This window comes from Pseudomonas sp. (assembly GCF_050739655.1).
GTDB lineage: Bacteria > Pseudomonadota > Gammaproteobacteria > Pseudomonadales > Pseudomonadaceae > Aquipseudomonas.
Map to the genome: position 1 here is coordinate 26,755 of NZ_JBOIBY010000586.1, position 13,011 is coordinate 39,765.

Sequence of the window (13,011 nt, forward strand, 5' to 3'; positions counted from 1 at the left end):
GGGAACTTAATGCACTATTTCTTTGTATACTGTTCTTTTACGGGGACCCAACGGAGATTAGGAAATTTTTCCTCCAGAATTGTTGTAAGCGAATCGAAAGTGGTCACTGAGTGTTCGACACCTGTTGCACAATAAGCCGTGAAGCGGTGGCAGTTGTTGAAAATCAGATTGTATTTACTTTTATCACCCACTGCTGCACTAGCTCTGTTGGAGATTTCTGGATTGCTGATGATTTTTCCATTGGAATAGGCGGCATAAAGGGTTATGCCCGTTCGAAGGCCATGCGAGTTCATAAAGGCGTGCGGAGTAACTTTTTTAATTTCTCCGTCACCGTTTCGTTCTACAATGCGATTATTTTGTCCAATATATATCCCCGTGTGATCAGCAAAGCTTCCCGCAAGGTCACAGACAACTATGCAGCCTGGTACAAGATCTGCTTCTTTACCCAAGCCTGCACAGATGATTGCTTTTACTAGGCTTCGCTCAGTTCGCTTAGTTGAAGTAAGCTTGAATGTTGGATTGATAGTGGTGGGGATGCTTGGAGCTAACAAAGTTTTCAAAATTTTTCCCAGCATTTTTTGTCCCTAAAAAGCTGTAAAGGATATGTGCTCTATGGCGATGCCTACGGCGCCGATAATCATGCTGATATCATTATGATATCGCAAGGTCTATCGTTCTTTTGGGCGGTTTGAGGGGGCATTTCGATTTTCCTTCGGCGCCGAGTCTCTTCTGGCTCATTGATTGCTATCTTGCCATCGGAGAAAGGTAAGCTGGCCACAGCTACCAATGCTCTGTACGCATTTTTAGTTCAATCTCACCGGAGTGCTGAGGTTCATATGGATCCTTAGCTACCGTTCGTCGGATTTGAGGTAGGTCAAGAAAATGGTCCTCAATGGCGTGGAGCGAAATTTGCTTAAACCATTATGGGAAGGATGTCCTTGGGAAAACAGTTTTCAGTCACCCTAGCCAACACGCAATGTGCTGTCTTATCGGCGCCTCTCTGAATAATATTCGAATTCCCTTTTGCTGGCTCCTCAGGTACGTTTTCGTCAGTTGGTTGAGTCCACTGGCCAGCATTTAAGATATAAAGCAAAAAGGTTAACTCGTTAAGTCTATAGCTCAGCCGCATCACTACTATTCTCTGGGATTAGTCCCGCTACTAGCTACTAGGTTGAAAAATTATGAATCTAAATTTAGCACGTATTCGTGAGGCAAATAGTCATGTCTGCAATAAAGCCAGTGAAGCAAACCGAAGTCCGTGATTCGGGTTTGAAAAGCCTAATCATTGTCACCTATCCAAAGTCTGGTAATTGCACTTATTACGTTCGCTCTCGATCTAATGGGCGTCGTCGGATAAAACTGGGTACTTCTAAAGAGTTGACTTTGGGAAAAGCCCGCATAAAAGCTATTGAGGTCATCAATTCTGGCTACAGCGCTATTGTCACCATCGACAAGGCTTTTGAGGCGTATGAGAAAACTGGCAATTACAGCGGTAAGCGCTCAATGGCACGTGAGCGTAAGCGCTATGACTTGGTGGTGGCACCTATCCTCGGTGAAAAAGACATTAAGGCTATCACGTTAGCCGACATACAAGAGGTGATGGAATCACTGCGTCCAACGCTGAAAGATGCTACCAAAAATCGTTATTTGGCGATGCTGCGCTCTATCTTCAGGTTCGCGGTTGACCTTGGTTATTGCGACAACGATCCGACGCGTAGCCTAAAGCTCAAGCGTGAAATGCCAGTTAAGCTCTATGAGGTTAATGCTGACCTCATTAGTCGCCTTTCGTATGCGGTGAAATGGCTTGAGACACGTTATCCGCGCACCTCGTGTCTGGTCGAATTTCTGTTACTTACTGGCATGAGGGTAGGTGAAGCATTGAGTCTAAAGTGGACTGACTTGGATCAGACTCTATGCCGTATTACTTTAAGAATCACCAAGACGGGTCGTATACGCCATGTGCCAATCAACGAGAAGTGCTTTGACGTACTTGAGCGTCTAGCATTGGCTACGTCGGATTTCCCAGATGATGGCTGGGTTTTTCCATCGTCGTACAACAATTTCCATATGACGCGCCCTGTGCGTCCATGGAAAGAAGCCTGCAAAGCTGCCGAGCTCCCGAAGTCGTTTCGCTTCCATGATCTTCGTCATGTGTTCGCTTCCGCTTGCGTGAAGGCGGGAATCCCGTTGTATACCGTGCAAGGTCTACTAGGTCACTCATCTATACGGATGACCGAACGATACAGTGCTTTGGCCTCCTCGGACCTGCTGAAGGCAAGCAAATTTGTTTCGTCCTTCCTGATTTCTGGTCAGGAGGATTCGGAATGATGCGCTTTCTATCGAACAGCCAGCTAAGTGCCGATATTGTTGACGCTGCGCACTTGGCAGGGGGTAAAGCATTGGATGGTGACACAAAACAGTTAACGGGTGTGACATCTGTAGAGTTTGGTGAGTCAACCGTGATTTTTTCTGTTCCCACTATCCATAGTAGTTATTCGTCTCTAGTGAGGGTGCTAGAAAAGAAATTTCTGATTTTCAAGACCAGTAAGGAAGTGTTTTTTCCATTCGATCATTCTAATTTTGAAGGCGAGCAGATTTTACGATTTTTTCAAAAGGCGCTAGGTCGTATAAAGGTGAGCATGTACGTCGGCAATATTCCGGCATCAACAGAGTATGGTTCTTGGGCTGTACCTGTCGACGGTTCAGAGCCCAAGGTTGATCCGTTTGATTTTCTGCGCGTCGTTGAGGCCAGTAATATCGGTTTGCTGGAATCTATGTATGGGGACCGAGCCTACCCAGGGTTCGAGCTATCGTTGGATACGATTCGATTTCGAAAAAAGGATGATGTTAAAGATGTCGCTCCTAGTCTCTGGATAGATCAGATTTTGCGTGATTCAGAAACCGGTGAGGTCTTTGGTCGAGTTAACATTCTAAGTCGTTCGGGCAAGAAATATAGGGTCGTCTCTGAAGTTATTTCAAATGGTGACCTTCAAGAAATAAAAGTCCTTACTGAAAAGGTGCTTTCGGTTGCTACTAGTGTTGTTGATAGGAAGTCTTTAGGGCAGTTTATTCCTCATTTGCTGCGCTATGCGTTCAATGAACTGGAGGCACGGATCTGGGTTCGTTCTGAGGGCTGGCAGCGAGATGATAAATCAAATATTGAAGCCTGCGCGGTTGGTTGCGATCTGTTTTATGCTCCGAATGTCAATTCGGATAAATATTTTATAGATATCAAGTCCCCTCGACTTTCGCAGGTAGGAACACTTGATGGTTGGAACGATCTGGTGCTCGCTCCTGTAAGTAAAAATCCTATTCTTATGGGCGCTTTGCAGCTTGGGTTGGCTGCCTCTATGGTTGATTTTCTACCTGGGATTTCCTCTTGTATTTTTAACTTCTTTGGTGGCGCAGGTCGAGGCAAAACATTGTTGCTTTCAACAGTTGCCAGTCTGTATGGGAACACCGCCGCGCCGGGCCAAAGCACCGTGGGCCGTGCCGGAAAATCCATTATCGAGACGTTTGGTTCAACACAGCGAGCTCTTCAGGCCAAGGGCCAGCAGCTCTCTCTCGGCCCTTTATTGGTGGATGAGATCGGTAGTAACGGGTTTGGAGAGCTGGACACGTTCGTGTACGAAATTGGGAACGGGAGCAATCGTACCCGACTCAACAGTTCGGGAGACGTTCAGGAGTCAACGCCAAAAACATTATTTGGCATGACCTCCGGTGAGAAACCCATTATTTCCATGATCAGTCGAAATGCCCCTCAAGGTGTATTAGATAGGGGTGTGGATATCAATATTGGTGGTGATGTCAGTTTTGAAGGACAAGACGATGAGGATTTTGCTTTTCTTCCAAGCGATATTAAGAGTGCGGTTTCTGTAGGTATTCAGAAGCAATACGGCACGGTTGCACCCGCTTTCATCAAAGCGCTGCTAGCGGAAATGGCTAACCAAGCTTGGGACGGTGAGCTAAAAGCATTGGTCGCAGATATTCATGAAATTTTACCAAGCTATGTCGCTAATGATGGGGCTAAGCGTGTTGTAGTTCGATTTGCACTGGCTGCGTTAGCCGGTCAGGTTGCGCTGAGAAATAATGTGTTTAGCAGCAAGTATGTAAATAAAGAAAGTATTATGCACAGTGTTTTAGTCTGTACTTGGCTTTGGTTTACAACTCGATGGAATCATCTACAGGTATTGGAAGAATTTCTGCTTTCTAAGTCACGTATTTTTATCGGCTCTCCAAAGTCAAAGCTGGCTATATATCGCCACAAGGACCAAACTGATGGCATGCCAACTCTTATGATCTCCAAGGCTTGCTTGGAAGAGATTTTTCCAGGGAACGGTCGAGTTGAGATTATCAGTAAGCGCTTCAAAGAGGATGGGCTTCTTGTACGTGCTGAAGCCGGTCGTAATACGGTAGGTAAAGACCCTTATTATCATATGCGTGTGAGTTGGTTGTTGGAGCATGGTGTTTATTGGTCTGAGGATGACGAGTGCTTTTTAAAGAGTGACGATTAACCCAGTGAGTATTGTAGTTTAGGTGCTTATTTTCAGGTCGCTGCTCTACAGGGTCTGGGCTTTGGCCTGATCAATCTTGACCCAATCGTTCCACCTTCCTGCGACTTTTAATTTTCTCAGCACTATGCCCTGCGTTCTTCTGGAAAGACGTGGGGCTTTTGTTTTTTCGAAAGGCTTGTCACTAGCTGAAGTGTCCGCCCGGTACACCGCGTGCACTGCGTAACTTTTGAATAAAAAAAGCTCAGCCAATCGCTGAGCCTTTTCCATCAACGTGTACGGCGGCATGTATCTGATGGCTTTAGCGTTGGCATCGCAATGTACCGGTGCTTTCCATCTTGTTTGCTTCAGCTTTCTCGGTTTGCGCCAGGTACTTATCGAGGTCCGCTTCTGAGGCTCGTTGCCCATTCATGCTCGCTTCCAGCAATGCGGTGGTTTTTGAATGTTTCAGGGTGGAGGCTATATCTCGATAGCTGTAAGGCTGCATTGATCGGCCTTGGTCGTTGCTGACGTAGCTTGTGCCACCTCGCTTTTCACAGTTTTTGGCGAAGTACTGCATGCCCGAAAGTGACATCAGACTACTGGCGTGGGACTGAACACTGATCGACAGTAGCGATGTGGCGACGGTGGCAGCAAGAACGATTTTTCGCATGGTGAACTCCTGATGGGATATTGAGTGTCGCGGTGTTGAAAGAAAGCCAAGGCTGCCTGACAGGTGGTGTCGGGCATTGGCTAGGTGGTTGCTGTTACAAGATCACTGACGCGATTGGAGGCCACCCGCAGGTTCTCGGAAGCAAGGTGTGCATAGCGCTGGGTGGTTTTGTTACTGGCGTGCCCCAGCAGGTGCTGGACCTCATACAGACTGGCGCCGTTGTTGATGGCCAATGAGGCGAAGGTGTGGCGTAGGTCGTGAATTCGTAGGTGAACGAGTCCGGCGACTTTTAAAGCGCGCTGAAAGCATTTACGAGCGTTGTTGAGTGGCTTGCCGGGTTTGGCGCCGGGGAAGAGATATTGACCGTTAGCCTTGCCCGGCAATTCGTTGATGACGGCCAATGCCGGTTCGCTGAGCATCACAAAGCGCTGGCGTCCGCTCTTGGTGATCGGCAGGTTCCAAAGCAATCGCTCTTGATCGATGTCCTCCCATCGGGCCTGCAACGCTTCTTCGCGCCTTACACCGGTGAGCAGCATCAGCTTGATGGCTTTGGCGGCGATCTGGTTTTGTTCCGTGCTTAGGACTGCCCACAATCGCTTGGCCTCATCGATGCTGAGGAAGCGTTGGGATTGGTTGTTCTCGGTGTGCATACGAATACCCGTCGCCGGGTTGGTGTCGAGGTAACCCCATAAGATGGCGAGGTTGAAGCTACGTTTGAGCAGGGCGAGGTGCCGATTGGCGGTTGCGGGGGCTCTGCAGCTGATGAGTTCGTCGTGGTAGCGTTGGATCTCCTGTCGGCTGATGGAGGCCAGTGGTCGAGCACCGAACATCTCGAATAGGTGGGTTTTGAACTTTGAATCATCACTGTTTGCACTGCGCTTGCTGGCGTAGGCGTGGGGTAGGTAGTGGTCATCGATGAAGCGGCGAAAGGTCATCCCTGATTCGACGAGCGTTTCTTGTGGATCAATGCCATTTGAAAGTTGAGCCCTGTGTTTGAGCGCCAGTAACCGGGCATCGCCAATTTCGAGCTCTCCATAATTCCCCAGCTTCATGCTTCGCTGTCGCCCGGCATGTCGGTAACGCAGATAGAAGAATTTCCGTCCTTGTTTGTTGATCAGCAGTTTTAGTCCTGAAACCTCGGTGTCGGAATACTCGCTTTCCCTGGCTTTGGCATCGTTTGGTTGTGGTGGTAGTGCGTCGATCAAACGCTTGGAAAAGCGAATGAGCTTGCTCATAGGGCACCTTTTTTGACACGCGTTTGGACTATCCCTGAGTCAGCTCAGAAAGCTGAGCCAGGGCAGTCATCAGTGGTCGGTATGGTTGGGTGAATAGGGTGGTTACTTTGGTGGTGCTGATCGCGCCCGCCGCTCCGGTTCATTTCCGGTGCTTTCGGTGGTGCTGCCGGTCAATGCGAACTCCATTGCGCGAGTTGCGTGCTCATCTCTGATTGAAGATTGAGTCCTTTCGGAATCAGTACCTCCACCGAGAGCAGGTCAGACAGGAGGATGACGGCGGTATAGAAGTGACCGTGGTCCTCGACGATTTCAAATGAGGCTGCCGGATCATAGGGGCTGTGCAGGAAGCTTCTAACGCCAAGGAATAGCCCTTTGTCGTAGGGATCATCGCCTTCGCCCCAGACGGCAAACCAGCCGAGCTCATCGGGTTGCCACTGTGTGCCGTAACCGTGTAGAACCCGGAACTGGTTCTCCACCCATTGGCGCATATCAGTGTCGAGGATTTGGGCAGCAGCTTCACTCTGACGAATCAGCAGCATGCTCTGTCTCCTGGGTTTTACCTTGCTCTGTGTTTGGCTCAGACGATGAGTTGCTCGCCTGCGATGTCGATAGGATCGGTTTACCATCGAGCCGAATCCGCATGGGCTTTCCTTTGAGTGCCAGCACAGCTTTTTTCCAGCTGCTAGCGTCGCCAATTACGCGCAGTTTGGATTCAAGCTTTCCATCTCTTCCCAGTAGCTTTTCAGCCAGCAGGGCGGCAGCAAGGAACGGAGCATTATTGCTGGAGCGTCCGACAAACACGGGGAGAAGTACTTTGCTGGGAAACGCCTCTGCCCTTTGACCTAGGCCTTCCAGTATTTCAAGGATGGTATCGGCGTTGATCCACTCACGGCTGAAGTAGCCCTGGCTACCGCTGTCGATCAGTGCGATGAATACCTGTTTCTTGTCAGCTGAAAGGGCTAGTTGATAGGTGATCTTTCCCTCAGCGCCCGAGCTCAGTTTCGAGGCTTGCCCTTCCTTCACCGCCAGTAGATCCATAAAGCTGGGCTGGATAGTTTTGGTTCTGCTCATATTATTTCCGTAGTGTGTTGGCACAAAGGGTGTAGAGGTCAACGCTTTCTGTCGGGCAGAGTTGCGCCGTAATCGCACTAACAAACATCGTTCGATTGAACTCTAATCGCTTAGATTTGGGGGTGTTAACGGTAGTTAAGCTGTCGCGCATGCATAACTTAAGCTTTCGACTTAAGCTTGTTTAACCACCTATTTTTCGCGGCATAACGTGCAGAATAGGTCGTAGACGCTAATTGCGACCTGGACTCTTGGATCAGGGATTTTTCGGGCAGTGTCGACTGCGTTGGAAATCCAAGGGTTTTTGCATGTGCACATAGGTATCTCCTGAATATTCACCCTACGAAGTGTTGGGGTCATATAAATATATCTACGGATTTTTGACGCAATTACGGCTATGCCCAGGATTTCCAGGGTCGAGCAGGTGTTAGGCGTTTCCCCTTGGATATCCAAGGGGAAACCTGAGCGGTCGGTTTTTTTGAACAAAACAATAGAGAGCTTACAAAAAAGCTGAATTTTGAAAAAGGAACCTTGAAGTGAAAAAGACAATGCTTTATGAGTTGGTGAACGCAAAGGTTCGTGATGCGTTCGACCTTACTACTGTGGAGGACATAATTCGGGAATCGATTGCTTTTACGTACCCCGAGGCCACTAATGTTAGCGTGTTCGCGAGCTTTTACTGTTTTATTTCTCCGGAATTTTCGGACAAAGAAAAGAATCGACGCGCCAGAAGTTTGGGGCGAATGTTAGCTAGAAAGATGCCAGAACTAACCCGGTTGGCTATTCGTACCTATGAATCACAAAAGCACGCAACAAGTAACCAATTGTTCAAGGTGGTTAAAGGAAAGAAACGCTTGGAGGACTGTCTAGGGCTACTTATTTGCTCAAATTAACTATTTGGCTAAGGAAGGTAAGCGTCTGCCAAACGTACCTTCCTGATTCCAGCATTTAGGGCGATGGTGTCCTAACTTTGGTGGCAAATCAAATTGAGTGGATACCATACTCAAGCGAGAAGGCTATGCGGGGCCAATGCCGTTCCTATGATTGCGAGCGTAGATCATTGTGTCTTTGCCAGGCCAAGAAATCATTCAAAGGACGGCACAATGCTCCCTCTGAGTAGGCGTCCTCTTTGTCTAAAGCTTCAAGCCAAGGCCGAAGACGCTTGGCGAACTCTTTTTGGTCGGTTGAAGAGAACGACCAGTCAGCGACTGTATTTTCCCTTTGGAGCATTTTTACTCTGGGTTTATCTAGTCTAGGGATGCGCCTCCATGCATTTTGTACTTTGATTGCACCACTACTTCCGTAGTAAACAACGATGATCGTCCTGTCAATAGGCAAACTGTTTTCTTGCCCGTCAGGCCAGTCTTCAAAACAATCGAACGCCTGGCGACGTTGTTGCTCCGTGAGCTTAAATGTCTCTTGGACCTCAGCCAAAGCCGCATCGGCCACTTCTGTTGAGTTTTCCCAGTACACGGCAAGGTAAATGTGCCGATCTTTCAGTGCTTCGCTTGGGGCATTGATAAAGCGGATATCACCTTTATGTGCTGGCCGCTCGTTGCGACGGGCTTGCCAGTCTTTTTCTGCAGCACACAAGGCTTGTTCATCGATTTCAAATGCCTTACTCCAAACCTCTTCATACCAGGCATCAATGCTTTGGATCTGTGTGACCACATCTGTAAATATGCCAGCCTCTAGCCAATGGTGTGATTCACTACCCTCTAACCCAAGACCATTACTTGAAAAATTGGCCGATCCTACAACTGCACCACTGTTTCCGCGAATGACCTTGGCATGCAGATTCTCCAGGCTACGTAGTTCGACGTTTTCAAGCCGTTGCAAGCGGCGAATTACGGATGGATTTGTGCCTCCGCTAGCAAGGTTACAAATAATGCGAAGGTCTTTACCTTGCCAATGGTCAAACAAGGCTTCCGACCCCTCCCCCCAAAACGCTACAGCTATCGCTAAATGCTGGCTGTTCTCCACCAACCGGCGGACTTGGTCCAGATACTGTCCATTGGATAGAAACATGACGTCCTCACTGTTGATTTCTAAAAACTATAAGTTGAATGACGCTCGATTGGAGTGTGCAGGGGCTTCCGTGCCTACCTGAGCCATGATTTGAGCAGATTTGGAGCTTTGAGGCCAGGTCGGGTAATTGCACTGACTTGGCCACCCGTTTGCATCGTACTTGACCAGCACGCTTCGTAACCTTCGCCGGCAGTGAGCGGCCAGAAGCAGTCATTCAATACACCTACAAGTTGATTCCATCCAGTTGCTGAGCACCTGGGAAAAATATTCTCAAAAAGTGAAAGGTTAGAAGAACGTGGAGGCTGTTGCTGGGGGGCCAAGCAGAAACGCAAGGTATCCCCATTATGAATTTGCGCGCTAGGAACGTCATACATGAATCAACTCCTGACAGATCACTCCCCTGACATCGTGGCTGCGGCGGTAGAAGTTCTCGTCGCCGAGCAATCGGTTTCCATTTCGTTGCTACAGCGCAGACTCAAGCTAGGCTACAGTACTGCCCGATCTTTAATGGCCATCCTTGAAAAAAATGGAGTGGTCGGTGCTCTTAATGACAACGAATTTCGCACCCTGACCCAAGAGTACAAAATGAAAGATGAGCCTTCCCCTGCGATGTCCAATCGTGAGAAATATATTCGATCTGTTTTTGAGACCACGCTTTTTCTGTGGGAGAGCCACGAGGAAGGCAATGGTGGCAATACAAAAGCGATTTCACTTCTCTCGCCTGCCGGACCCACGAGAGGAGAGCCTGTTAAGCAGCGCAAAGCAGTATTTAAGGTGCTTGAAGACGCTCCAAATGTTTCACTGTTCAGTGCCGCTTACGCCCTCGCAAGTTGGCTACTAGAAAACTATTCCCCTGCTGTAGAATATGGGGAAATCAAAGATGAACTTGAGGCGTTGTGTGCTGAGCAAAATCTGAGATACAAAAAGGTTAAGGAATTAGAGGCGAAAATTGAAAGAAGCTATATTCGACTTGCTAGATTCATTCAACGGGTCTCTATCGGAGAGGCTCCTGAGAACACCGATTGTTTTATTAATTTTATCCCTGTGGATTTCATCCCTAAAGGGTACGGAAAGAACGGCCCAGGTTGGGGGGAGCATATAGTTCCTCGTAAGTACTTATTGCATTGTGGTGTTGCACTCTTCAAGGAGGGCTGGTCGATTAAAGATGTGGCACGCGAAATGAGACAACATTTGGCTGTCGTATATATCTCAGATGCTGAAAGGAAATATCTTGATTATGGCCCAAGCCTCGGAGGCTTGAAATTAAAAGATGGGATGCCGAAGGGGTGGCGCCTAGGTGTTGACTGTCCATATAAGCGTCTCCACATGGGCGGGATTGCCTTCGATCCGCCGTTGGAACTCAAGCCATGCACCTGTGTGAATGCTCCTGGTTTCGTAGACGCTCAAAGGCCGATCCTTGGCGATTTCTGCCCGTAAGAAAGGGCAGCAGTCGACCCATTGCAGCCAGTCGCGACAGGCGACAATCGGCCGATTCTGTTGAAAAAGTCGGCCATGGTTTTTTCGGCAGAAAAGTACGCGCGTGAGATTGAAATTTTTACTTTGAGCAGAGGAGTCGGGGCTCAGATTTCGCGTAGCGACGTGCAAAAAAGGCGTTTTCAGCGGTCAGCATGGGCCAGTCTGGAAAATCCGACTTTTTCAACAGAATCGGCCAATTGCAGTCCTTCGCACACCGTAATCGGCGAGAAACAGTCGATGGAGTAACACCCCATGTCTTTATAAGCGGTTTTGACGCAATCCCGGTTGCGCAATAAATCGGGCTGACCGCGGTGAAGCTTTCGCGGGTAAGCTCAAGTCGAACACAGTCATTCGGATAGTTCTCCGAATCCAGCGCCCATTCAATACTGGCAATACAGCATCCAGGATCGGAGCTGCTACGCTTCAAAAACAACTTCGACTCTTTCCTGGATGCTAGTGCACGCGCGCCCCGGGGGCTGATGGAACAGTCGCATTACCAGATCCTGTGCCTGAGGGAGTCAGACTTCGTTGAGCAAAGGAGTGGACATGGCCCCCCGCAAAAGCAAGCCTGTCGGCAGCTTGGCAAAGCCATCGGACGACACCGGTGACGAGTCGATTTTTCTCTCGCGCAAGGAGCGTCTGTTCGCAGGTGAGCAATTACGCGAACGTCTGCCACATTCGGTTCACGCCGAATGGAGACCACCAAGCAAACACCGCGACCCTATCAAACTCCTTGAAGAGTCCAATCGCTACCGACTGCCCAACCTGGTGCCGTTGCGCTACGGGCGCATGCTGCGCAGTCCATTCACTTTTTTACGTGGTTCTGCGGGTTTGATGGCGCATGACCTGGCCACGACCCCAACCACTGGCATTCACGTGCAAGCCTGCGGGGATTGCCACCTGATGAACTTCGGGTTGTTCGCGACACCTGAGCGCAATCTGATTTTTGACATCAACGATTTCGACGAAACGCTCCCGGCCCCCTGGGAATGGGATGTCAAACGCCTAGCGATCAGTTTTGCCGTGGCCGCACGCGATAACCGACTCAACGATAAAGAGGCACGGAGCATTGCAGTCAAATGCGTCTGTGCTTACCGCCAGAGCCTGCGCAAATTCTCGAAAATGGGCCCACTGGATGTCTGGTATGACCGCTTGGATGGCCAATCGATCATCGACATGGCGCCCAATGCTGAAATCAAGAAAATTCGCGAGCAAGTGATCGCAAAGGCCAGGATGCGTCTCGGTGACTACCTCTATCCCAAGATCAGCAGCGAAGTTGGCGGGCGGCGGCGACTGATCGATCAACCACCCTTGCTTTTTCATGTGTATGAAAAGGGCTTCAATCAGCGAGTCCGTATCGCATTGCACGATTATCGCTTGTCGCTGCCCCATGAACGGCGCGTTCTCTTCGATCGTTACCGTCTCGAAGACATTGCCGTCAAAGCTGTCGGGATCGGGAGCGTGGGAACCTATTGTTTCGTTGGTCTGTTCTTTTCCGCGGAAAACCACCCCTTGCTCCTGCAATTCAAAGAAGCCTGTCCTTCGGTATTGGCGCCCTATGCAGGCAAGAGCGACTATGAGAACCAGGGGCAGCGTGTTGTCACTGGGCAGCGACTGATGCAGTCCTCCAGCGACATCTTTCTGGGCTGGACACGTGGGCAAAATGGCCGTCATTTCTTTGTGCGCCAGTTGCGAGACATGAAAATGTCAGCGCCTATCGAAGGCATTTCCGCCGCACGGATGAAGATGTACGCAGAGTGGTGTGGTCATACCCTCGCCCGCGCCCATGCCAAATCCGGGGATGCGGCGATCATCAGTGGCTACCTAGGTAAGCTGGACTCCTTCGACCAGGCCATTGGCAAATTTTCCATCGCCTATGCCAATCAAAATGCGAAAGATCATGCCGCGCTGATAACTGCAGAAAAATCAGGGCGGATCAATGCACTCAGAGAAGAAGAGTGATGAGGCCGATCCATCGCATTGCTTTGCCTTACTAGACTCTGCCACGCCCCAGTAGCGGCAAGGAGGCTAAGTGCAGCAA

Annotated in this window: 10 protein-coding genes; 4 read left to right on the forward strand and 6 right to left on the reverse strand. The window is 49.4% G+C overall.

Annotated features, from left to right (window positions below):
- Nucleotides 1–14 precede the first annotated feature (14 nt).
- The gene (locus tag ACRESJ_RS27960) at nucleotides 15–575 is read right to left on the reverse strand and encodes a lecithin retinol acyltransferase family protein (RefSeq protein ID WP_431760758.1); all 561 of its coding nucleotides are present in this window, start codon (nucleotides 573–575) and stop codon (nucleotides 15–17) included.
- A 646-nt stretch (nucleotides 576–1,221) separates the two neighbouring features.
- Here ACRESJ_RS27960 and ACRESJ_RS27965 point away from each other — a divergent pair.
- Nucleotides 1,222–2,328, forward strand: coding sequence for a tyrosine-type recombinase/integrase (locus tag ACRESJ_RS27965; protein WP_431760759.1), 1,107 nt, complete (start codon nucleotides 1,222–1,224; stop codon nucleotides 2,326–2,328).
- Nucleotides 2,325–4,514 carry a DUF927 domain-containing protein gene (locus tag ACRESJ_RS27970; protein ID WP_431760760.1) on the forward strand — a complete coding sequence of 730 codons (2,190 nt, stop codon included), beginning with the start codon at nucleotides 2,325–2,327 and terminating at the stop codon, nucleotides 4,512–4,514. Before ACRESJ_RS27965 ends, ACRESJ_RS27970 begins: the two co-directional genes overlap by 4 nt.
- 298 nt (nucleotides 4,515–4,812) lie before the next feature.
- On the opposite strand, the gene ACRESJ_RS27975 is transcribed toward ACRESJ_RS27970, so the two are convergent.
- The 5 genes from ACRESJ_RS27975 to ACRESJ_RS27995 all read right to left on the reverse strand — a co-directional run bounded on the left by ACRESJ_RS27975 (nucleotide 4,813) and on the right by ACRESJ_RS27995 (nucleotide 9,494).
- Nucleotides 4,813–5,163, reverse strand: a complete 351-nt coding sequence (locus ACRESJ_RS27975; protein WP_431760761.1) for a hypothetical protein — start codon at nucleotides 5,161–5,163, stop codon at nucleotides 4,813–4,815.
- 80 nt (nucleotides 5,164–5,243) lie between these two features.
- The gene (locus tag ACRESJ_RS27980) at nucleotides 5,244–6,398 is read right to left on the reverse strand and encodes a tyrosine-type recombinase/integrase (protein ID WP_431760762.1); all 1,155 of its coding nucleotides are present in this window, start codon (nucleotides 6,396–6,398) and stop codon (nucleotides 5,244–5,246) included.
- A 170-nt stretch (nucleotides 6,399–6,568) separates the two neighbouring features.
- Entirely contained in the window at nucleotides 6,569–6,937 is a 369-nt protein-coding gene (locus ACRESJ_RS27985) for a hypothetical protein (RefSeq protein WP_431760763.1), read from the reverse strand.
- Entirely contained in the window at nucleotides 6,915–7,469 is a 555-nt protein-coding gene (locus ACRESJ_RS27990) for a hypothetical protein (protein WP_431760764.1), read from the reverse strand. The genes ACRESJ_RS27985 and ACRESJ_RS27990 overlap by 23 nt, the downstream gene beginning before the upstream one ends.
- A gap of 1,035 nt (nucleotides 7,470–8,504) precedes the next feature.
- The gene (locus ACRESJ_RS27995; RefSeq protein WP_431760765.1) at nucleotides 8,505–9,494 is read right to left on the reverse strand and encodes a phospholipase D family protein; all 990 of its coding nucleotides are present in this window, start codon (nucleotides 9,492–9,494) and stop codon (nucleotides 8,505–8,507) included.
- A gap of 372 nt (nucleotides 9,495–9,866) precedes the next feature.
- On the opposite strand from ACRESJ_RS27995, the gene ACRESJ_RS28000 reads away from it, so the two are divergent.
- Complete coding sequence (locus ACRESJ_RS28000) at nucleotides 9,867–10,931, forward strand: DNA translocase FtsK (RefSeq protein WP_431760766.1); 1,065 nt, start codon at nucleotides 9,867–9,869, stop codon at nucleotides 10,929–10,931.
- An 828-nt stretch (nucleotides 10,932–11,759) separates the two neighbouring features.
- The gene (locus ACRESJ_RS28005) at nucleotides 11,760–12,932 is read left to right on the forward strand and encodes a DUF2252 domain-containing protein (RefSeq protein ID WP_431760767.1); all 1,173 of its coding nucleotides are present in this window, start codon (nucleotides 11,760–11,762) and stop codon (nucleotides 12,930–12,932) included.
- Nucleotides 12,933–13,011: the final 79 nt, after the last annotated feature.

What these genes read in the sequence shown, in the direction of transcription:
- ACRESJ_RS28005 (WP_431760767.1), top strand. Translation starts at nt 11,760, where the DNA reads ATGCTGCGCAGTCCATTCACTTTTTTACGTGGTTCTGCGGGTTTGATG.
- ACRESJ_RS27980 (WP_431760762.1), bottom strand. Translation starts at nt 6,398, where the DNA reads ATGAGCAAGCTCATTCGCTTTTCCAAGCGTTTGATCGACGCACTACCA.
- ACRESJ_RS27960 (WP_431760758.1), bottom strand. Translation starts at nt 575, where the DNA reads ATGCTGGGAAAAATTTTGAAAACTTTGTTAGCTCCAAGCATCCCCACC.
- ACRESJ_RS27985 (WP_431760763.1), bottom strand. Translation starts at nt 6,937, where the DNA reads ATGCTGCTGATTCGTCAGAGTGAAGCTGCTGCCCAAATCCTCGACACT.
- ACRESJ_RS27975 (WP_431760761.1), bottom strand. Translation starts at nt 5,163, where the DNA reads ATGCGAAAAATCGTTCTTGCTGCCACCGTCGCCACATCGCTACTGTCG.
- ACRESJ_RS28000 (WP_431760766.1), top strand. Translation starts at nt 9,867, where the DNA reads ATGAATCAACTCCTGACAGATCACTCCCCTGACATCGTGGCTGCGGCG.
- ACRESJ_RS27995 (WP_431760765.1), bottom strand. Translation starts at nt 9,494, where the DNA reads ATGTTTCTATCCAATGGACAGTATCTGGACCAAGTCCGCCGGTTGGTG.
- ACRESJ_RS27990 (WP_431760764.1), bottom strand. Translation starts at nt 7,469, where the DNA reads ATGAGCAGAACCAAAACTATCCAGCCCAGCTTTATGGATCTACTGGCG.
- ACRESJ_RS27970 (WP_431760760.1), top strand. Translation starts at nt 2,325, where the DNA reads ATGATGCGCTTTCTATCGAACAGCCAGCTAAGTGCCGATATTGTTGAC.
- ACRESJ_RS27965 (WP_431760759.1), top strand. Translation starts at nt 1,222, where the DNA reads ATGTCTGCAATAAAGCCAGTGAAGCAAACCGAAGTCCGTGATTCGGGT.